We start from the raw sequence: 19,078 nt of genomic DNA, 5'->3' as shown, positions 1-19,078 counted from the left end.
TGTAACGGGCGAAGCGTCGACCATCGCGGACCCACTCTGCCTTGCTGCACGAATCGCGTCAGGCTCCGCCCGTCATTTTCAGTGAGGAAAGTGCAAAGGATGAACGGTAAAAGGTCACGCGCCTATCGGCTGACCCTTTCGGAACGCGGATTGGAACTCTATCTCTCTGTCCACCTGCGCCTGTGCACCCTGGCGCAGGATCTGTTGCCCTATGGAGCGACGCTCCAGGCTGCGATCGATCATCTGGAGCAGCGGGATTGCGATGAGGTGGCGGCCGAGATGCTCGACAATCGCCTGGATATATATTTCGGCAAATGCGAGCATTTCGTGGGCGGTTCGCCTGCTATCGGCCGGTCCGCGCGGGCCATCAGGGACAGATTATCGCAGACAGGTTTGATGCATGCGCCCCAGATCGGTCGGATTTACATTGCCGGGCTGAGTGTTCTTGGCGCCTCGGAGAACCGCGAATTGACCAGCTGGGTCGCTTGTCTCGCGCGCGAGCGGGCGCGATCATAAATGCTGCGGGCACTGGACGCCGGCGCCAACATCAGGTTGGATCGTCGAATTCATCTCAAATTGAGAATGATTGTTTTTGACCGCGTGCGTCAAATGCATAGATTTCGGCGATCGGGTAAGTGCCATTGGAAGCTTCGAGCCAGTGTCAGGGGTGCCTGCGCATGCCGACTCGAAGACTTCAGACCAAGGATAACGTGCTGGTTCTCTCCAGGATAAAGGAGATTTCCGGGAAACGGATCGAAGAGCGCCGCCGACGTGACCGGATCACGCAGCCCCAGCTTGCACGCGCGGCCGGGGTCAGTGTTCGATGGTTGCGGGAAATTGAGGCGGGCAATCCCAAGTCGAAGCTTGATGAGCATCTTGCATGTGCCCATCGGCTTGGTCTCTCGACCACCCACATCATGATCCCGCTTCTTCTCATGGAGCGAAGAATGTCGATTCCCGAGGAATATCTGGTGGAGGAGGACCTCTCCGAACTGGAAGATCGCTGCATCGCGCTCGTCTATGAGCATTCGCAGGCGGCCGTCACCCGGCGCAGATCCTCCTTCTTCGCGCCGGGTGATGACGGCGAACCGTCCTGACGGGAGGTCTTGATGGCACCTGAACCCCTGACGGCGGAGCGCATCTATCGCCGGCTCAAGGCCGATATACTCGATGGCGTCTTCCCTCCGGGATCCCAGTTGATCGTACAGAATGCAGCCGAAACCTATGGCGTGAGCATATCGCCCGTACGGGATGGCGCGCATCGGCTGGTGGGCGAGAGACTATTGGGCCTCAATGTCGGGGGAGGGTTCACCATCCCGCAACTCGATGCGCAGGTGCTGCGCGACCTTTATGTCTGGCATGGCTATCTGGTCAGGCATGCCCTGAAGGCAAATAGTCCCGTTGCGGGGGAGCCAGGGCCTATCTCAATCCTGGAGCGCAGTGGCCCGCACCATCCCAAGGATATTCGCGATGCAACCGCCGCGCTGTTCGGCCGGATCGGTAGCAGGCCCGGAAATCAGGTGCATCTCCATGCAGTTCTTGCCGCGGGCGAGCTGCTTTCGGTCGCGCGACTCCATGAGCCGTCCGTCGTCAAGAATGTCGAGGAAGAACTGCTTGCGATCTGGAACCTGACCAGATCCGGTCAGAATGCCGCATTACGAGATGCCATCTGGGCCTATCACAGGAGACGGATACGACGCGCTTCGGCAATCGCTCACAGAATTAGCGCGGTCCCGCCATCCTCCGACACTGCCGGTAGAAGCTGATGTTCAGCGGCTTTGATTGCCGCCAGTGCGGGGTTATCTCCAATATGGCGCTTATAAGCCGGTGAAATGAGACCTTATAAGATCGGGTATAAGGGACGAGCTACTTATCATCATGGATGCCGCAAATGACTGCGGCATGCATGATGGAGATGAACATGGAACGTATCGAAGACCGCTCCGACGACTTCGTCGATCTGGGCAACGCCGCCTTTGAGACCAAAGGCGCGATCGCGGGCGAACCGTCGGACGGCGTCGGCTACCGCCTGAACGGCATGGCCGACGAATAATCCGAAGGGATCGGCGCGGCTCTGGCCGCGCCGATCTACGAAACGATGCTCTACGCAACGCCTCATTTTCACCATTGCCTGGTCGACGGGCGCGTCGTCGCACTCGATATGAGGACGACCCGCTATTTCCTGATCCAAGGTGCATCGGGTGAGGCGCTGATCCAATGGGAAGCGGGCGCTGAAAGCAGGCATTCAGACGAAACATTCGATGACCTGCTGGCAAAGGGATATGTGTCCCGCGAACAGGCCGGAAATCGACGTCTGGAGGCGTGCGCGGCGAAACCCCTGAAGGGCCGCGCCGAGATTTGCGTGTCGTCCGCCAATCGTGCCGAGTATCTGCAGATCGCCTGGTTTCTTGCCACGACGCGCCTGCGCATAGCATTGGGATCGCTTGCGAGAACCCTTAAGCCGATGCGGAGACGAGCAGGACAGATGCCGGTCCGGGAGCAAAAGGTCGTGATGGACCATGTCGGGCGCTTTACCGCTTGCCGGCCATCCATTCCGCTATCCCGCGTCTGCCTCCTCGACAGCGTTGCGCTTTATCATTTTGTTGGAGATTCCATGACGGAACTGGTCTTTGGCGTCAGTCTCGATCCCTTTTCCGCGCATTGCTGGCTCGAGCGCGAAGGGTGGCTCCTGAACGACGAAATCGACCATGTGCGTCGATTTACGCCGATCATGCGGTGCCGGGCATGAGCGATTTCATCCTCTGTCCAGCAGGGGGACCGTCTATCGGCATCGCTCAGCGGGCCCTTGCCGATCTGTCCCTGATCGACGACTTTTCCGAAACGTCGATCGACGTGAACTACAGGCTTTTCCTGAGGGGACGCGTTGAGATTTCGTCGGACCAGCGCCTTGTCATAATCGGCGAAGCCTTTGACCCAGACGGCGGCCGCCTGAGCCAGGAGAGCCTTGACACGGCGGCGCATTGCGCTGATCGCCTGGAAACGGTGGCGTCGCGTCATTGGGGGCGGTTTGTCGCCGTCGCGGTCGATGCGCAGAGCGTGCGCTTCTACAGGGATCCATCGGCGGGGCAGGCCTGCTACATGTGCCGCGTCGGCAGCGCGTTCTTCGCCGCGTCGAGCGTCGATCTTTTGCGCCTCGCGACAGGGCAGGATTTCGAGATTTGCCGGGACGGAATTATCCAGGCGCTTGCCTATCGGGATCTTCGGCAGGACCGCACGGCGTTGCAATCCGTCCGCGAGTTGACCCCAGGATGCACCGCCAGCGATCAAAATGAGGAGGTTCGCTATGTCTGGCAACCGCTCGCGGGCCTGAAGGTGGACCGCGCGCTTTCGCATGAAGAGATTGCGGAGCGGCTTGAGAGGGTGCTGAGGGTCGCCGTGCGCGCCCAAACGAACGGCGCCGGTCGCGTAATGCTGGAATTGTCCGGCGGATTGGATTCTTCCCTCCTCGCCATGCTCCTGGCGGACATGGCAATCGACTTTACGGCAGTCACCTATGTCGGGCCTGACGCGCGAGAAGATGAGAGCGATTTTGCGAGGGCAGTTTGCGCCCATCTGGGCCGGCAATGGCGCGGATTGCTCCTGTCACCCAGTCACATCCGCCTCCATGAATCGGCTGCCGCGCATCTCGCGTGGCCGAGCGCCCGGCTTTTTACCCAGCTGTTCGATCAGGCGGCGGATAGGGCGATGAACGAGCTTGGCTGCGACATGATCATGAGCGGGGGCGGCGGCGACGGCACCTTTTGCTATCTTCCCTCCAGCGCACCGTTGATCGATTGTCTGGGTAGTTGGAAAACGATGTTGAACAGTCCGGCGGTTGTCCATGATCTTGCGCTCGCCCATGAGACCACCAGCGCGGAGATAATCTGGCGGGCATTGCGAAGGATGATCCTGCCGCATCGGCTTTCCTGGAAAAGGGATGGCTCCTTGCTGTCCCGCGAGGCGCGGCGGTCGCTGTCGCGCCGGGCCTATCACCGGGGGATCGATCTGGGCTGCGCACAGAGAGGCAAATGCGATCATCTCAAGGAAATGATCGGCATCCATAATCACCTGGACGCCTACAGCGCGCCTCGCCAAGACGCCCTTCGGTTCCCGCTCGTGTCGAGGCCGGTGGTCGAAGCGGCGCTTCGGATACCGACCTGGCAATGGTTTGAGGGCGGGCGCAACCGTGCCCCGGTTCGCCGACTGCTCGCCGACAGATTGCCCCCGATGATCTCGGGTCGCCGGTCGAAGGGTGGCTTTGATGCTGTGATTCGCGATATCTTCAAGCAGCGCAGCGGAGAAATGAAGGCGCATCTGCACGATGGCTGGCTTGCCACGGAAAAAATCATCGATGTAGACGCCGTCGATGAGGAGTTTCGCCGCTTCCAGGAAAGCGGAAGCGGCGGCATCAACCGGCTGATGGTGCTGTGGGATACGGAAATGTGGGTCAGGGCCGTCCGCCGGCGGAAGGTGACGCGAGGTCTCCTTGAGGGGGCAGCCACCGGCGGAACCAGGTAATCGATCGCCGGTAGATCGCGAGGCGATGCGCCGGCTGCCATTTGATATGATGCTCGTCGGGAAAAATATACATGTCCACGGTTTTTCCCGCAGCCTCGAGGGCATGATAGGCGGGGAGAGCAAGACGAAACTCGTCGTCTGAAAGCTGCATGAGAATGGGCGCTGTGATCTTGTCGGCATTTTGCAGAAACGAATAGGGTTGCCAGAATTTGCGGCCGTCTGTGCCTCGGGGCGGGTAGCCCCAACTGACGAGGTCTCGATAATATTCCTCGCCGGCACTGTCGTAATTGCTCGGGTCTTCGCAGCAGGAGCTGACGGCTGCAGCGCGGAACATACTGGAATTGACCAGTGCGAACTGGACCGTCGACGCCCCGTCGCTGAGGCCAGTGATGCCAATGCGCGCCGCGTCTACCAGTCCGCGGTCAATCAGTTGGGAGACACCGGCTTCAAGAGCGTTCAGAACGTGACGCCGATCCGCCCAGCCAGCGACATTGTTTCGGCTGAACTCGGCAATAGTCGCGGCTGGGAAGCGATTGGCATAATCCGTCGGCCTCTGAAAACTCAGCACGGCAAAGCCTGCCGCGGCCAACGGCAATATGGGATATTCATCGCCGGTTCCGCCCCGCAGAAAACCGCGGCTCGTATATTGGACGACCACAAGAGGAAGCTTCCTGTCGTTCCGATAGTCGGGCGGCAGGACAAGGTCGCCAAAGGCTTCACCACCCTGGAATTTCCAATAGAGGCGTTGCACCGCGCCGAAGCGATGCCGCGCGAAATCGGGGTTAGGCTCATAGATGCTGGAGACGGCGCCGTCCCGCGCCGAAATGGCGACGACACGGCGCGGCTCGAGGCTGCGCTCATAGCCGCAAAACAGTTCGCCCTTGCCTGCCTGGCAGCCGAGAATGAGATCCTCCGTCCGAAGGAGGAGGGCGGGTCGTCCACGCCGTGGGTGCCATTTGTAAAGTGCGAGCTGGCTCCGGTCCGCTGGACCTTCCGTTCGCAGGAACAGGATTTCGTGCCGATCGGTCCACCAGATGCCGAGCAATTCGCCTGCACACGCTTCGCTCTGACATGCGATGGGAACGCCATCGACGGCCGCGTGAAGCCTTGAGGGTGAGCGCAGCTGATCCGGCTGCTCACGCTCGACCCACGCTGCGGCATTTCCATCATCGCGGAACGTGCCAAGCCTGGCGTTTGCCGGAACGCCTTCGCCGCGCGATCCGAAAGCCTTGCTGGCGGCGTCTGCCCGAAGGCTCGTCAGCTGTTTCGTCTCGCGATCGACCTGATAATAGACGGGTGGGTACGCGCCGGGCGGAAAGGGAAGGGCGCGGGCCGTCTGCCATATTCGATAATCATAGCGAAAGCCGGAAAGCCCTTCTTCCTCGATGCGACGGTCAGCTTCCAGGCGATTCGTGTCGGCCGCCAGAAGCACATGCCGCCCATCTGCCGACCATCTCAGATCGGAAATCGGCAGGTCCCCGGACGTTGCCGCTTCTGCCCCGCTGCCATCCGCATGGGCGATCCAAAGCCGGGTCTGCCCCTGATCGCGCCGCACATAGGCGATATGATGTCCGTCCGGCGACCAGCGCGGCGTCAGCGGCATGGGCAGGCCGACTGGAAATCCCGCCAGACGGCGGTTGGAAAATCTCGCCTTGATGAAGTCTCCGCCCTGATCGGCTATGATAGGCGCGCGCTTCCCGCTTCGGTCGATGATCACAAGTGCCATGCAGTAGCGATTGGTTGCTGCGTCAGCACGGCGCATCTGCACCGCCAGTTGCTTCTTGCTGGGGGACAGCGCGATATGGGAGGCATTCAGAGGGCTGGATCCACCATCGCCAAAGTCCCAGAGGCCGAGCAGATCCTCGGGGCTGACATCGGAGCCATTCGTGGCGCTCTGCTCCGCGCGTGTCGGCGGCGAGGAACAGAGCGCGGCGGCAGCGGACGGCAGGGCGCCGACTGCCGCAAACAGGACAGCGACGAGGCAGTTTGGAAGGCGCATCTCACCACGCCTTGGTCAGCTGAAGCGAAACAACCCGGCCCAGCGGATTGGCGTTTTGCGGATCATAGCCAACCGCCGTGATCCCGTTGAAAGAGAAGGCCGCGTAGGGCGGATCCGTGTCGAACAGATTCGTCGCACTGAGCGCAACAGCAAGGCCCTGCAGCATGCCTGTCTTGTTCTCGAAGCGGTAGCTGAGCTGCGCGTCGATGGTGGTCCACGCATCCACATGCTCGGCCGGACTGACGATGCTGTTTGTATAGCCGCGCACATAGTTAAGGCTGGTGACCGCAGAGAGGGGTCCAGATGTCCATCCCGCATGCGCGCGCAGACGCAGATCGACCGGATTGTTGATGCTGTTCAATATGTCGATGGCTGGCGCCGATGCGCTCGCAGCACGCGTGAAGCGAAAGAGATAGGTGCCGTCGATGCCAAGCCGGGCTTCGCCATTCCCCGCTGGAAATTGATATTGGGCATCGAAGTCCAGGCCTTTCTGCCGGACAACCGCGAGATTTTGCGTTCGGGCATCGATGAAAACATCTACATCGGCGGCTTGCAGGCCAAAATAGTCGATGAAATTGGGCGAGTTGATGGCGGCCTGCAGCATCTCCAGCGAGGGACTGTCGTTGATCAGCGCCGCGTAGGTTTCCCGATTGTTCAGCATCTGCAGCAGGGCGGAGGTCAGATCGACGATCTGATCCTTGTAGCGGATATCAAAATAGCTCGACGAAAGGCGCAGGCCGGGAAGCAGTGCTGGCTCCAGCACTAAGCCCAGGGTTAATGTGCGCGCCTTTTCCGGCTTGATGCCGGTCTTGTTGCCGCGATAATACATCACGTTGCTGGTGCCAGTGGGTGACTGCGGATCGCTGACGGGGTAGATGAAATAGACGTCCGAATCCGGTGTCTGCCGCAGTTCGACGAACCCCGGCGCGCGGAAAGATGTGCCGAAGCTGCCTTTAAGCTCCAGTCCGGACACTGGTTTCCAGGATAGTCCGAACTTCGGGTTCGTCGTGGAGCCGAAGTCGTTATACCGCTCGTGCCTGACTGCTGCGGACAGGCTCAGCGATTGGAATGCGGGCCGGGCGTTCGCTGCGCCGATGACCGGCACAAAGATTTCGCCATAAACGGCTTCGATATTGCGCGCGCCCTGCGTGCCGGTGGAAACATATGGCTCGAGCCGGCTCTGGTCCGAAACGGTCCGCGATCTGAAGCGTTCATCGCGATGCTCGGCGCCCAAGGCCAGGCGCGCCTCGCCACCGGGGAGGTTGACCAGCGGACCGTCACCACGCACCGCGCCCGACCATATCGTCGACGCGAAACGCGAGTGTGTCGATCCGCGAATATAGTCGAGCACCGAGGCATTGTTGACCTTGCCGTCACCGAGGAGATTGACGGCAATCGAGGGATCGCTGCTCGCCGCGGCGACGGCCAGTCGGGCGGTATTGGGAAGATTGATCGTCCCGAAATTCTCGATCTGCTTCCCATAGGTGCCACGGATATCGATTGCCCAGCCGCCAAGAGCGATCGTGCCGCCGCCGTTGAACCCCAGGGCCTCGACCTTGCCCTGATCGGTACGCGGGCCAAGCTCGTCGGTGAAATCATAGCGGACGCTGATCGCGCGGCCTGTTCCGATAGGATCGACATAATAGGGATTGTCGGGTGTGACGGTGATGGAGGATTGATAGCCTGCGGGGTTCACGCGTTTGGAGAAGGACCGCCGGGCGTACAGACCCTCGATGTCCAGCGTGATGCCGTCGGTCACATCCTGTTCGACCCGACCATAGGCGGAATAGCGCGTCTGGCGCGGAAGAAGGTCGGCCTGCTCCCATCCGTCCTGTCGGTTGAGCGACCCTGCGACCAGGTCCGATGCAACAAGCGAACTTCCGTCCTGGCCTGAGGGAATCGCATAGGTCTGCCCGCCGGCCACGATGTTTCCGGGGTTGGCGAACTGGACGCGATAGTCGCTACCGCCCCAGCGGCGCAGGTCCTGTGTTGCGAAGTCACGATCATCTGCTGCAAGGCTACCGCGACGATAATATTCGATCGCAAGCACGGCGCGACCCGAACTCCATTTGGTGCCGGCGACCTGGCTGGCCTGGATCTCCGAAAAATCTCCTTCAGCCGTGCCATAGCGAAGGCCGGTTTCGAGCCCCTCGAATTTTCGGCGGGTGATGAGGTTGACGACGCCGGCGACCGCATCGGATCCGTAGATCGCGGATGCGCCATCGGGAAGGACCTCGATCCGCTCAATCGCGCTGATGGGCAGCATCGATATGTCTGCAAAGACGCCGCCGGAACCGCCCAGGGCTGGACGATTGCCGTTGAGGAGCACCAGCGTGGAGGAGGGGCCAAGACCGCGCAGATTGATCGAGGATCCATAGGACGCGTTGAGATTTGCGCCGCTCGCGCCGGTGGCGCCGCTCGTCGCTTCGTTGGCGCCGCCGCCATAGGCTTGAGGGATCGACTGGAGGATCTGCTGGGCAGACGCATAGCCGCTTTCGCCGATCGCCTTTCGATCGAGACGGATGACGCTCGATCCTGGCGCATCTGCTCCTCTTATGCGGGAGCCGGTGACGAAGAGCGTGTTTGCCGCGTCAGCGCCGTCACTCAGCGCCGCCGACGCGCCCGATCGCCCCAGGATCACAAGGCTCCTGCCATTCTCGCGAAAGCGCAGATCGCTCGACCTGAGGAGAATGGTGAGCGCCTGCGTGGGTGTAAAATGGCCCTCGACCGCCGGCGCGGTTCTGCCTGCTACGGCTTCGGGCCGGAACAGGATCTCACGCCCCGTCGCGGCGCCCAGCGCCTGGAGCGAGGCGGCCAGATCCTGCTCTGCGATATGGAGCTCAATCCTTTGATCACTCTGCGAGATTGCGATCGGGGCATAGCTGGCGGTTGTGAGCGCTGCGATGCTGAACACCGAGGAAGCCAATCCATGGAATATCTGTCGCACTATGTCCCCCTTTTTCTGTCGCGCGCCGATTGCGGCGCATGACGGGGACCACGCTCGAATTTACCGATTTATGAGAGGGCTGCCGGCGGGCGAAAAATTTTATTGGGCCGTGATACTGATTGTGCCGTCTGGCTCGTTCCGGGCGCGCAGATCGAGAAGAACTGCAAGATTGCTGGCCAGACGCTGGGGATCGTTGATCCTGAACGTGCCCGACGCCCGCATTGCCGCAACTTCGGGCGCAGGCGCCCGGATTTTCACGCGCGAATAGCGGTTTGCTTCCTGGATCAGTTCGCCCACTTCGATCCTGTCGAACTGGCGCAGCAGTGAGGGCCAGTCGTTCCCTGCGGGATTTGTGGGAAATTGCTTCAGAAGGCTGAGCCCGGTGGATCCGGTTTCTGCCGCTTGCCCGGGGGAAAGCATTTTGGTCGTCAATATTCTTTGACCTTCAGCGCGGTCCCTCTGGGTGACCTCGACGGAACCGCGCAGCAGATGGACAGCGAAGCGACCATCGGAAATAGCGCTGACATCGAAGACTGTGCCATGGGCTGTGACCGACAGGGCGCCTGCCATGACCGTGAAGGGCCGGGCCTCGTGCGCGACTTCGAAGCGGGCCTGCCCGCGCTCGAGATGGAGAGTCCTGGCTGAATCCGTGAAGTCGGCTCGAACGATACTGCCGGTGTCGAGCGTGAGGATGGACCCATCGGCCAGTTTGATCCTGCGGATCTCGCCAATGGAGGTCTGCATCGTGTTCGACGCCTTTGCTGCCACTGCCATCGAGCGCGCGGCGTCGGTTGACGGCCCAGGGTGGAGAGGTTTCCAGACAAAAGCGGCGACAGATATGATGCCGAGACACAGGGCGGCAGCCAGAACGGACAGCTGCCGTCGCTGGCGCCGATTGGCCGCGATGGCAGGTTCGTGATCGAATTCCAGGCCCTTTCCGAGATTATATATTTCGCTGATCCGGGCATAGGCTGCCCGATGCGATGGGCTAGCGGCCATCCAGGCGTCAAACTCCATCTTCCGGTCCGCTGCAGCCGGACCGCGCATGGCGGCGAACCATGCTGCCGCCTCGTCGCGCAAGAAATCTGAAGGCCTATCCATCATCATTCACCATCCAGCGCCTGCGCGATCCGCGCAAGCGCGCGACCGAAATGATATTGGACAGTCGGGATAGAAATGCCAAGTTCCTCGGATATCTGCTTGTAGGTCATGCCTTTGGCACGCTGCATGATAAAGACCTGCCGCGTCCTTTGGGGAAGGGCGGCCACGGCCTGTCGGTAGAGACGCAGGCTGTCGACTCCTTCGATCGCAAGCCCCTGGTCCGGCTCCACTGCGATTTCGACATCTTCTGCTGTCTGTTTCCCGAAGGCGGCTTCCGCGCGCTTGGAGAGGCGGATGCGATCAACGAGAAGATTGCGCGCAATTTTCTGCAGGTAGGATGCCGGATGGGAGAGGGGGGTCTTTCGCATATGGGCGGTAAGCCTCACGAAAGCCTCCTGCATCAAATCGGAAGCGTCATCGCTGTCTCGTGTCTGACGCTTGAAGTAACGGAGCAGGCCCGGCGCCTGCGTGCGGTAGGTCTGGGCCAACAGAGGTGTGTCGATCTCTTCGTCGGCCAGCAGGACGACGCCCATGGAGCGCTCGTCGACCCCTTGGGGGACTTTTTCGCCAAAGCCTTCATCCAGGACGGAAGCACGAATGGGACGGGACACGAAACACCTGGCCATGCGGCTGACAGCATCACGGCCCCGAAAACTCGGGGGTGAATCGGCTAGGTGTGTCTCGAACGATGCTGCCGCATCTGTTCTGACCGTCCGACACGCACGACGGACGTATTGATGCCTGACAGGGAAATCCTACCGGAAGGCTGTCAGCATTCTCCATCCGGCAACAGGATGATGCATGGTCTACAGGACGATTTCAAGACGAAGCGATGGGAAGTTTTACATGCTCAGATGGGGCGTATCAGCAGACCGACTGTACTCAAACTGGTGTTCCTCGGTTTTGGATGCGCAACATTCTGCATCAAGCCGATCTACCGTTTTCCTGGCATTTACAATTTATTCTTGGACGCGCAGTAATCAATCCCCTCCCTCCACACCATGGGTTCGCATAAATGGCCGATGAAACACCCAATGAATTTACGACGCTCACCGTCCAGCTACTGAGCGCCTTCGTCTCCAACAATACGGTTCCTGCCGACGGTCTGGCTGACCTGATCAAGTCGACACGTGCGGCATTGGCCACAAACCCGGTCGCGATCCAGGTCGAGCCGGAAGCGCAAGGTTACGTACCCTCCGTATCGATCCGCAGAAGCACTGCGTCGCGCGATTTCATTCTGAGCCTGATCGACGGAAAGCCCTACAAGACATTGAAGCGACATCTGGCACAGCATGGTTTGACGCCGGATCAGTATCGCGATCGATTTAATCTGCCCAAGTCCTATCCCATGGTCGCCCCAGCCTATTCCGATGCCCGGCGAGCCGTCGCCGAAAAGCTGGGTTTGGGTAGAAAGCCCACGAAGATTGCAAAGAACGGCAAGGAGGACGCACTGCCGAAGGCTGCGGCTTCGAAGATCAATCCAGCTCCGCGCACCACAGTCGTCGCCGCCGAAGCAGCCGATGTCGGCATAAAAAAGGGTAAGGCGGACAAGGCCAAGACGGTATCAAAAACGACGAAGATTGCTGCTCCAAAGACTGCCTCGGCCAAGCCCGGAAAAAAGGAACCATCTGCGGACAAGCAAACAGCGCGAAAGCGTTTGTCGATTGCTACGCCAACGGACGACAAGCCTGCCCCCGCGCCCAAAGCTGGCAGGAAAGATCAGGTAGTTTCCCTTGGTGTCGAGGCTGAAACGATCAAGCCAAAGAATACCGGGAAAGCTCCAGGCTCACCGAAGGCGGCAAGACCAGCGGCAAAGCCGAATTCGTCGGCACCGACCGTGAAAGCAGGCACTGCACCTGTCACGGACGGTGGCGAATCGAAGCAAGCCGTAGCAGGGAAGGCGTGAACGAGTAGAGCGCGGCGCCGTGGGCGCCGCGCTTCGCGAATCTGCAGATGATTCAACGACATCCGGGGATCTCGATCCTTTGTCACCGTTCAGGTGCCGATTTTTAGTCCCCAGGTGCGGGCCAGCAGCTATTTCGGCCGCAGGCGACCAACATAGGTCGTTTGCAGTAACGATTTAAGGTCGGCTCACGTCAAAACCGGACGGTTGCCTGAACGTAAAAAAAATGACGCACTGCGCCTCGGCCGTTCGGCGCGCCAATTTACAATCCGTAAAACTCCCCCCACGGGGAGCGAAACCCCCACCTCACGGGTCGCAGGTGCTGGCTCCAATATTCGATCCTGACGAAATAACGGATGCAGCGATAAGCTGACCGATCGCTGCGCTCAGTGTCTCGGCGCCATAGGGTTTTGACAATACAGAAAGATGCGCCTCTCCTTCCCCAACAAGCTGATCACTATGCCCTGTCGCAAGGAGGACCGGCAGCCCAGGCGCCCGAATGTACAGTTGTCGTGCAAGATCGATACCGCTCAGTCCCGGCATAACGATATCTGTGAAGACGAGATCGAACGATTGCTCCTGGAGAAGCGCAAGTGCTTCAGTCGCGTTACTTGCGCACACCGTCTGGCACCCCAGATCGTCTAACAATTGCTCCGCGAATTGGAGAACTTGAATATTATCTTCGACCAGAAGGACTTTGATCCCCGGTGGTATTGAGGCAAGTTCGCCTTTCTGCTGGATCGCCGCCGGCGTCTTGTCGACCTTGGGAAGGATGATGGTGAGCGTGGTGCCCAATCCGACGCGTGAACTTATCCGGGCGATGCCGCCTGCTTGGGCCGCAAAGCCATGGATCTGGGATAATCCCAGTCCTGTTCCCTCGCCGATCGGTTTAGTCGTGAAGAACGGTTCGAAGACGCGGGCGAGTGTTTCCTCCGACATACCAGTGCCGCTATCGGTAATGTCGATGGCCACCGCGACTTGCCTTTCGTAGACGGCGTCCCGGGTCTCTATGAGGAGGTCTCCACCTCCCGGCATCGCATCGCGGGCATTTACGGCAGCGTTCAGGACGGCCGTTTCCAGTTCAGTCGGGTCCACTTCCACGCGCGCGTTCTTCGCCGATGTCTTGACCGACAGGGTGATGCCGCTCCCGAGGGACCGGGATAGAATTTCAGCCCAGGCATCGAGATGGATATTCAGGTCGATAACCTCGGGACGGATGGCGCGGCGCCGACTGAATGCGAGAAGGTGACCGGTAAGGGTGGAAGCCCGCTCAACGGTTGCTGCTATGTTGTCGATATAGCGCGCCCGCTTCTCCTCGGGCAGATCGACTTTTCGGAGCATTTCGGCCGCCCCGCCTATGACTGTCAGCAGATTGTTGAAGTCATGGGCCACCCCGCCAGTCAGTTCGCCAATGGCCTGCAGCTTTTGCGCCTGAAGCAGCGCGCTGCGGGTTTCTTCCAGCTCCTCCTGTGCCTGGCGTTTGTCGGTCGCGTCACGGGTGATCTTAGCGAAGCCGACATGCTTTCCCTCTTCGTCATAAATCGGATCGACCAGCACATTTGCCCAAAACAGCGTGCCGTCCTTGCGAACGCGCCAGGCCTCTGTCTCATATTTTCCCTCCGCGAGGGCCGTCGCCAACGCTCGTTCGGGTGCGCCCGCGTCCCGGTCATCCTGCGTGTAGAAAATGGAGAAATGTTTGCCCACGACCTCGTCGGAACCATAGCCCTTGATCGCTGCGGCCCCGGTGTTCCAATTGGTGATGATACCGTCGGTATCCAGCATGTAGATCGCGCAATCCTTGACCCCTTGGACGAGGAGCCGAAAACGCTGTTCCGCCTGAAAGAGAGCGAGTTCTCTTTCACGGCGTTCGGTGATGTCGCGGCTGATCTTTGCAAAGCCGATCAGTTCTCCGGCATCGTTCCTGATGGGATCGATAACGGAATTGGCGAAAAAACGGCTGCCATCCTTCCTGATCCGCCAGCCCTCCGCTTCGAAACGGCCCTCCTGCGCTGCGACGCGCAAGGCAGTTTCCGGTAGACCGGAATCGCGATCCTCCTGGGTGAAGAAGCAGGAAAAATGCCGCCCTACGATTTCGTCAGCAGTATAGCCCTTGGCTCTCTGCGCGCCGCTATTCCATGTCGTGATCCGGCCTTCCGGATCCAGCATGTAAAGCGCGTAGTCCATAACCGCGTCGACGAGCAGCTTGAATTTTGCTTCGGCTTCGTCGGGCATATCAGAATTCGTCACGCGACATCCTCAACAAGCCCCCCGGCTTGCACCCCGGACTTAAGTCCATATCGAATCCTGACAGGTTGGCAAGGCCATTCCGAACCGCCTTGCTTCAGGTTAAAGGCCCGCTTCTACAGCGATCCTGATCGCCTCGGTCGAAGTCTGCACACCCAAGCGATGCACCAATGCGCCGCGATGCATCTTGATGGTTTTGATGGAAAGGCCAAGGTTCTTTGCGATCTCGGCGTGGCGCATGCCGCGCGCCATATGCTCGAGAACCTTCAACTGCTGGGGGGTTAAGACAGCTAACCTTGCCTTGGCGGTTCCGGCATCTTGAACTTCGCCATCCACCTTCAATTGGGTCCCTATGAAATAAGTGAGAAGCCCAGCCTTGTCATAGACAGGCGCAATCATGACGGCATTATGGAAAGCCTGACCATCTTTTCGGTAGTTGACCAAGGTAACGAATGCCGGTCGGCCCGCATTGATAGCCTGTCGCAAGAGCGCCCGCGATTTTGGGCAGGTTGCAGCCCCGGAGAGCAAACGGCAGTTTTGGCCGATGACATCCGACTCAGCATAGCCGCTCAGCCGTTCGAAAGCTTCGTTGACAGCGATGATGACATTTCCGGCTCTTGCATCCGTTACGATAGTAGCAAGGGGCGAGTGTCGGCTCGACTGTATCAACTCGTCGCGCAGTCGTTGCCCCTGCAAAACGGATTGCGCCGGGTTCGTCATCTGATCAGAGGGCGTCGTCATCCGGTGCGCTCACGAAAACGCCACGTGATGGTAGCCGCATCCGTCAATAGTCTCGATAGGCAAGAGCATTCCGATCCGAATAGGAGCTAGGCGGCCGGGCCGCACTTTCGGCGGCCTTCATATCACATAGCGAACAACAGAGCCATTACGTCCACGCTCAATATAGTCCTCGGCTTCGAGCAGCTTCCCAACGATCCAAGCACCATGCTCGCCGGCATTCTCGGCGATCTTGTGAGCGGAGGCGCGGAGCGCGCAGCGGATGATGTTGAGCCCGACTGCTGGTCGTCGTTGGCCGCCTTGATACCATCCCGCGCCTTGAGCGCGCGCAGCAACGAGATGCCTCCGCCGGGCAGGATGGCCTTTTCGACCGAGGCGCGGGTGGCATGCAGCGCATTATTGGCCAAATCCTTCTTCTCCTTGACCTCGACCTCGGCCGCGTCGCCGGCGCGGATCACCGCTATGCCACCGTCGAGCTTGGCAAGCCCCTCTTGGAGCTTCCCTCGGTCATAGTTGGAGGGCGTCGCATCGATCTGCTGGCGGATCTGCGCAACGCGTGCGTCTATATCGCCCCTGGTGCCGACGTCGTCGATGACCGTGGCGTTGCCCTTGTCGATAGTGACCTTCTTGGCCCGGCAAGCATGTGAATCATTACGTTCTCGAGCTTGGCGCCAAGGTCCTCGCTGGCGACGTTGCCTCCGGTGATTATGGCGATATCTTCGAGCATATCCTTGCTGCGATCGCCGAAGCCCGGAGCCTTTACTGATGCGATCTTTAGTTCGCACCGCAGCTTGTTCACAACCACGGTCGCCAGAGCCTCGCCCTCGACACCCGCGCAAGACCTTTCGCGACTGCGCGGTGGCGTGCTTCGATCGTCCCGCTAGCGATATCGCAGGAACCGCAAGATGCTGAGCGGCATTGATCCCTCTATGGATAATGAGCATGCACCTTGGCCTTCGCAACTCTGGATCGTCCGTCATGGACAAAGTGCTGGGAATGTCGCCCGCGACGCAGCGCATGAAGCTGCGCTCGATCGCATCGCGCTGGAGGGCAGGGACGTCGATGTCCCGCTCAGTGCCTTGGGCGAGGCGCAGGCGAGAGCGCTTGGTCGTTGGTTCGCCCATGGCGGGATAGGCCAGCTACCCGATGTGATCCTCTCCTCACCCTATCGCCGGGCCGTGGAGACGGCCAAGCTGTTCAGGGGGGAGGGCGGCGCTGCGATGGAGGAGCCCGTTTGCATTGACGAGCGGTTGCGCGAGAAGGAGTTCGGCATCCTTGACGGGCTAACGACGGGTGGGGTCGCGAAGCTTGAGCCGCAGCAAGCCGCCTTCCGCCAGACGCTTGGGAAATTCTATCACCGCCCGCCCGGTGGCGAGAGCTGGTGCGATGTCATCTTCCGCCTCCGGGCTTTGATGGACACGGTGTCCCTCCATTATTCGGGGCAGAGGGTCATCATCTTCGCGCATCAGGTAGTCGTCCTCTGCCTGCGCTACATCATCGAAAATATGGATGAAGCCCAGATTCTGGATATCGACCGAGACGGGGACGTCGCCAACTGCTCGGTCACAGAATATCGTTTCGATCCGCAAGCGGGGCGGCGCGGCAATCTGGTCCTTCAGCGCTATAATGACGTGGCGCCGGGAGATACTCAGGCTGTGCCAATGACCGACGCCCCGGATTTACCTGCTGTTGCCCGGGGATGATCCAAATAATACCTCTCGACGCTAAGTGGTGCGCGTCCCACGGGCTTCCGCAAATCGATAGCGATTGCGATAAGAATAGCAGAGGGCGTGTTCTGCTGGTTGGCGGTGCGCGCTTTGTTCCGGGAGCCCTTGCGCTAACGGGCGAAGCCGTTTTGCGCGCGGGCGCTGGCAAATTGCAAATGGCCACCGTCGATTCGGTCGCGTCGGCCTTGGGCGTGCTGGTTCCAGAAGCTGCCATGATCGGTCTGCCGATGCGCGAGGACGGAGAGATCGCAAAGGATGGCGTCGGCGTGCTGGCCGATTTGGTACCGCAATGCGATCTCCTACTAGTCGGACCTGGCATGAGTGCAACCGCGGAGACAGGCCTGTTCGTGCGCGGCCTCCTGGCGCTGTCTCCCCCTGCGATGCTGCTTGATGCTGCGGCGCTGACCTGCACTAGTCTAACTGAACTCGCGAACGCCGCAAGGAAACTCCCGCTTATTTTGACGCCGCATCATGGCGAGATGGCCCGACTGATCGGACGCGATCCGCAGGCCGTCGCCGCAGATCCCGTACATATGGTCTGCCAAATCGTGGAACAGACAGGTGCCTACATAGCGCTCAAGGGACCTGAAACCTGGATCGGCGGCCCTGGTATGCCAATCATCCGCTTTACGGGGGGCTGTCCGGGGCTAGGTGTTGGTGGATCGGGCGATGTACTTGCAGGTATCGTTGGTGGCCTGCTCGCCCGTGGAGCTGCGCCCATTGTGGCCTTAGGCTGGGGCGTTGCGCTGCACGGAGCGGCCGGTCAGCTGGCAGCGGCCGAGATCGGCGAAATCGGCTTCCTCGCACGCGAATTGCTGCCCTTGGTTCCTCGCCTGATGGAAACATTGGGACAGCCATTGCCTGCCCAAGGAAATGGCTTCATCTATAAACGCTGATATAAACCTTACTTGCCATTGCCCGACCCATGGAAAGTCGGTTCGGACCTATCGCGTCGTGTCGACGTTTCCTCTCATATCAAAAGCGGAGGCGGTGATGCGCATACTTCGCGACAACGGACTGACGATTGTCCTTCTCGGTATGTTTGCCGGAAGCATCATCGGCCAGTGGATAGCGGGCTGGAATGTCGAGATGGAAGAAGCGCACCGGCGTGGGCAAGCCGTCCTTCCGCTCGGGGCATATACCGTCAGCCCGGAATTCCTATCCAGTGTGTTCGAAAACTGGGAAAGTGAATTTCTTCAGATGGCCGCTTATGTAGTCCTGACGGCAGTTCTCGCTCAACGGGGATCTGCTGAATTGAAGGATCCTGATGCCCCGCCTCGCGACACTGATATCCAGGAGAACAAGCCGGGGGCTCCGGCTATCCTGAACTGGGGATCATTCTGGCGGGCTCTATATGCGCGATCCTTGGGGCTCGCCTTGGGCCTTGTTTTTTTCCTATCCTTTATCATTCACTGGACGCAAAGCGCGCGTGTTGCCGCCCAGGAAGCTATCGCCCACGGAGAAATACCGTTAGCCACCATAGCCCACCTGTCAGATGCCCAGCTATGGTTCGAATCATTCCAGAATTGGCAAAGCGAATTTTTGTCGATCGCAGTGCTCGTCCTTCTGTCGATCTTCCTTCGCCAACGTGAATCGCCGGAATCCAAAGGCGTAGCCGCGCCGCACAGCCAGACAGGGGAATGACGGTCAGATGCCGGACCAGCATGAGCGGGGTCCTTGCGCCGGCATGCCGCCGCCAGGCATGGCTATTGCTGAGCTGCCGCCCTGCGTGTTTATCGGCGGCGCAAGGGGATTGGGATCCTTATCCTCACCCTTTTCTACGTTTTCCTGAACCTCCTTCTCGTCAGGCACGTCGTCGGTCGTTTGCGTATCGGTAGTTGCCACAAAAGCGCTCCTTGAATTGGCCGGGAATTAACGGCGCGTCATCGGCATAGCATGCT

Annotated in this window: 17 protein-coding genes and 1 pseudogene; 10 read left to right on the top strand and 8 right to left on the bottom strand. The window is 59.9% G+C overall.

Going from position 1 to position 19,078, the window contains the following annotated elements; all coding sequences use genetic code 11:
- Positions 1-99: 99 nt before the first annotated feature.
- The 6 genes from A7Q26_RS01310 to A7Q26_RS25785 all read left to right on the top strand — a co-directional run bounded on the left by A7Q26_RS01310 (position 100) and on the right by A7Q26_RS25785 (position 4,518).
- Entirely contained in the window at positions 100-516 is a 417-nt protein-coding gene (locus A7Q26_RS01310; RefSeq protein WP_066855476.1) for a hypothetical protein, read from the top strand.
- A 125-nt stretch (positions 517-641) separates the two neighbouring features.
- Entirely contained in the window at positions 642-1,097 is a 456-nt protein-coding gene (locus A7Q26_RS24990; RefSeq protein WP_232313633.1) for a helix-turn-helix domain-containing protein, read from the top strand.
- Between the two features lie 12 nt (positions 1,098-1,109).
- The gene (locus A7Q26_RS01305; protein ID WP_066855473.1) at positions 1,110-1,766 is read left to right on the top strand and encodes a GntR family transcriptional regulator; all 657 of its coding nucleotides are present in this window, start codon (positions 1,110-1,112) and stop codon (positions 1,764-1,766) included.
- A gap of 155 nt (positions 1,767-1,921) precedes the next feature.
- Positions 1,922-2,053 carry a benenodin family lasso peptide gene (locus tag A7Q26_RS24985; RefSeq protein WP_143075179.1) on the top strand — a complete coding sequence of 44 codons (132 nt, stop codon included), beginning with the start codon at positions 1,922-1,924 and terminating at the stop codon, positions 2,051-2,053.
- Positions 2,054-2,098: 45 nt separating this feature from the next.
- Entirely contained in the window at positions 2,099-2,749 is a 651-nt protein-coding gene (locus A7Q26_RS25790; protein ID WP_066855470.1) for a lasso peptide biosynthesis B2 protein, read from the top strand.
- Positions 2,746-4,518 carry an asparagine synthase-related protein gene (locus A7Q26_RS25785; protein ID WP_066855467.1) on the top strand — a complete coding sequence of 591 codons (1,773 nt, stop codon included), beginning with the start codon at positions 2,746-2,748 and terminating at the stop codon, positions 4,516-4,518. Before A7Q26_RS25790 ends, A7Q26_RS25785 begins: the two co-directional genes overlap by 4 nt.
- Here the strand turns inward: A7Q26_RS25785 and A7Q26_RS01290 are convergent.
- The 4 genes from A7Q26_RS01290 to A7Q26_RS01275 form a co-directional block, all read right to left on the bottom strand.
- Positions 4,448-6,517, bottom strand: a complete 2,070-nt coding sequence (locus tag A7Q26_RS01290) for an Atxe2 family lasso peptide isopeptidase (RefSeq protein ID WP_066855464.1) — start codon at positions 6,515-6,517, stop codon at positions 4,448-4,450. The genes A7Q26_RS25785 and A7Q26_RS01290 overlap by 71 nt on opposite strands.
- Position 6,518: 1 nt before the next feature.
- A complete protein-coding gene (locus A7Q26_RS01285; protein WP_198162802.1) occupies positions 6,519-9,464 on the bottom strand; it encodes a TonB-dependent receptor in 2,946 nt (981 codons plus the stop codon).
- 99 nt (positions 9,465-9,563) lie between these two features.
- Entirely contained in the window at positions 9,564-10,571 is a 1,008-nt protein-coding gene (locus A7Q26_RS01280) for a FecR family protein (RefSeq protein WP_066855458.1), read from the bottom strand.
- Positions 10,568-11,176 (bottom strand): RNA polymerase sigma factor, encoded by a 609-nt coding sequence (locus A7Q26_RS01275; protein WP_232313632.1) that lies wholly within the window; start codon positions 11,174-11,176, stop codon positions 10,568-10,570. Before A7Q26_RS01275 ends, A7Q26_RS01280 begins: the two co-directional genes overlap by 4 nt.
- 404 nt (positions 11,177-11,580) lie before the next feature.
- On the opposite strand from A7Q26_RS01275, the gene A7Q26_RS01265 reads away from it, so the two are divergent.
- Positions 11,581-12,471: a MucR family transcriptional regulator gene (locus A7Q26_RS01265; RefSeq protein ID WP_066855450.1), complete on the top strand. Its 891-nt coding sequence runs from the start codon at positions 11,581-11,583 to the stop codon at positions 12,469-12,471.
- A 303-nt stretch (positions 12,472-12,774) separates the two neighbouring features.
- Here A7Q26_RS01265 and A7Q26_RS01260 read toward each other — a convergent pair whose 3' ends face one another.
- The 3 genes and pseudogenes from A7Q26_RS01260 to A7Q26_RS24405 all read right to left on the bottom strand — a co-directional run.
- The gene (locus A7Q26_RS01260; RefSeq protein WP_066855447.1) at positions 12,775-14,700 is read right to left on the bottom strand and encodes a hybrid sensor histidine kinase/response regulator; all 1,926 of its coding nucleotides are present in this window, start codon (positions 14,698-14,700) and stop codon (positions 12,775-12,777) included.
- A gap of 114 nt (positions 14,701-14,814) precedes the next feature.
- Positions 14,815-15,453, bottom strand: a complete 639-nt coding sequence (locus A7Q26_RS01255; protein ID WP_084438934.1) for a PAS domain-containing protein — start codon at positions 15,451-15,453, stop codon at positions 14,815-14,817.
- Positions 15,454-15,618: 165 nt separating this feature from the next.
- A pseudogene (locus A7Q26_RS24405) lies at positions 15,619-16,279 on the bottom strand (TCP-1/cpn60 chaperonin family protein); the annotation flags it as partial.
- Between the two features lie 100 nt (positions 16,280-16,379).
- On the opposite strand from A7Q26_RS24405, the gene A7Q26_RS01245 reads away from it, so the two are divergent.
- The 3 genes from A7Q26_RS01245 to A7Q26_RS01235 all read left to right on the top strand — a co-directional run bounded on the left by A7Q26_RS01245 (position 16,380) and on the right by A7Q26_RS01235 (position 18,821).
- Positions 16,380-17,153, top strand: coding sequence for a histidine phosphatase family protein (locus A7Q26_RS01245; protein ID WP_066856202.1), 774 nt, complete (start codon positions 16,380-16,382; stop codon positions 17,151-17,153).
- Positions 17,150-18,073 (top strand): NAD(P)H-hydrate dehydratase, encoded by a 924-nt coding sequence (locus A7Q26_RS01240; RefSeq protein ID WP_066855441.1) that lies wholly within the window; start codon positions 17,150-17,152, stop codon positions 18,071-18,073. Before A7Q26_RS01245 ends, A7Q26_RS01240 begins: the two co-directional genes overlap by 4 nt.
- Before the next feature lie 97 nt (positions 18,074-18,170).
- Positions 18,171-18,821, top strand: coding sequence for a DUF6766 family protein (locus A7Q26_RS01235; RefSeq protein ID WP_066855435.1), 651 nt, complete (start codon positions 18,171-18,173; stop codon positions 18,819-18,821).
- A 3-nt stretch (positions 18,822-18,824) separates the two neighbouring features.
- Here A7Q26_RS01235 and A7Q26_RS24400 read toward each other — a convergent pair whose 3' ends face one another.
- Positions 18,825-19,022 (bottom strand): hypothetical protein, encoded by a 198-nt coding sequence (locus A7Q26_RS24400; RefSeq protein ID WP_084438933.1) that lies wholly within the window; start codon positions 19,020-19,022, stop codon positions 18,825-18,827.
- Positions 19,023-19,078: the final 56 nt, after the last annotated feature.

It is taken from the genome of Sphingobium sp. TCM1 (genome assembly GCF_001650725.1).
Lineage (GTDB): Bacteria > Pseudomonadota > Alphaproteobacteria > Sphingomonadales > Sphingomonadaceae > Sphingobium.
The sequence above is the reverse complement of the archived record's forward strand: the minus strand, read 5'-3'. Positions and strand labels throughout refer to the sequence as shown.

Bases quoted from the DNA above. Each gene is read 5' to 3' on its own strand.
- A7Q26_RS01310 (WP_066855476.1), top strand. From the start codon at position 100: ATGAACGGTAAAAGGTCACGCGCCTATCGGCTGACCCTTTCGGAACGC.
- A7Q26_RS01305 (WP_066855473.1), top strand. From the start codon at position 1,110: ATGGCACCTGAACCCCTGACGGCGGAGCGCATCTATCGCCGGCTCAAG.
- A7Q26_RS24985 (WP_143075179.1), top strand. From the start codon at position 1,922: ATGGAACGTATCGAAGACCGCTCCGACGACTTCGTCGATCTGGGCAAC.
- A7Q26_RS25790 (WP_066855470.1), top strand. From the start codon at position 2,099: ATGCTCTACGCAACGCCTCATTTTCACCATTGCCTGGTCGACGGGCGC.
- A7Q26_RS25785 (WP_066855467.1), top strand. From the start codon at position 2,746: ATGAGCGATTTCATCCTCTGTCCAGCAGGGGGACCGTCTATCGGCATC.
- A7Q26_RS01290 (WP_066855464.1), bottom strand. From the start codon at position 6,517: ATGCGCCTTCCAAACTGCCTCGTCGCTGTCCTGTTTGCGGCAGTCGGC.
- A7Q26_RS01280 (WP_066855458.1), bottom strand. From the start codon at position 10,571: ATGATGATGGATAGGCCTTCAGATTTCTTGCGCGACGAGGCGGCAGCA.
- A7Q26_RS01265 (WP_066855450.1), top strand. From the start codon at position 11,581: ATGGCCGATGAAACACCCAATGAATTTACGACGCTCACCGTCCAGCTA.
- A7Q26_RS01260 (WP_066855447.1), bottom strand. From the start codon at position 14,700: ATGCCCGACGAAGCCGAAGCAAAATTCAAGCTGCTCGTCGACGCGGTT.
- A7Q26_RS01255 (WP_084438934.1), bottom strand. From the start codon at position 15,453: ATGACGACGCCCTCTGATCAGATGACGAACCCGGCGCAATCCGTTTTG.
- A7Q26_RS01245 (WP_066856202.1), top strand. From the start codon at position 16,380: ATGGATAATGAGCATGCACCTTGGCCTTCGCAACTCTGGATCGTCCGT.
- A7Q26_RS01240 (WP_066855441.1), top strand. From the start codon at position 17,150: ATGATCCAAATAATACCTCTCGACGCTAAGTGGTGCGCGTCCCACGGG.
- A7Q26_RS01235 (WP_066855435.1), top strand. From the start codon at position 18,171: ATGCGCATACTTCGCGACAACGGACTGACGATTGTCCTTCTCGGTATG.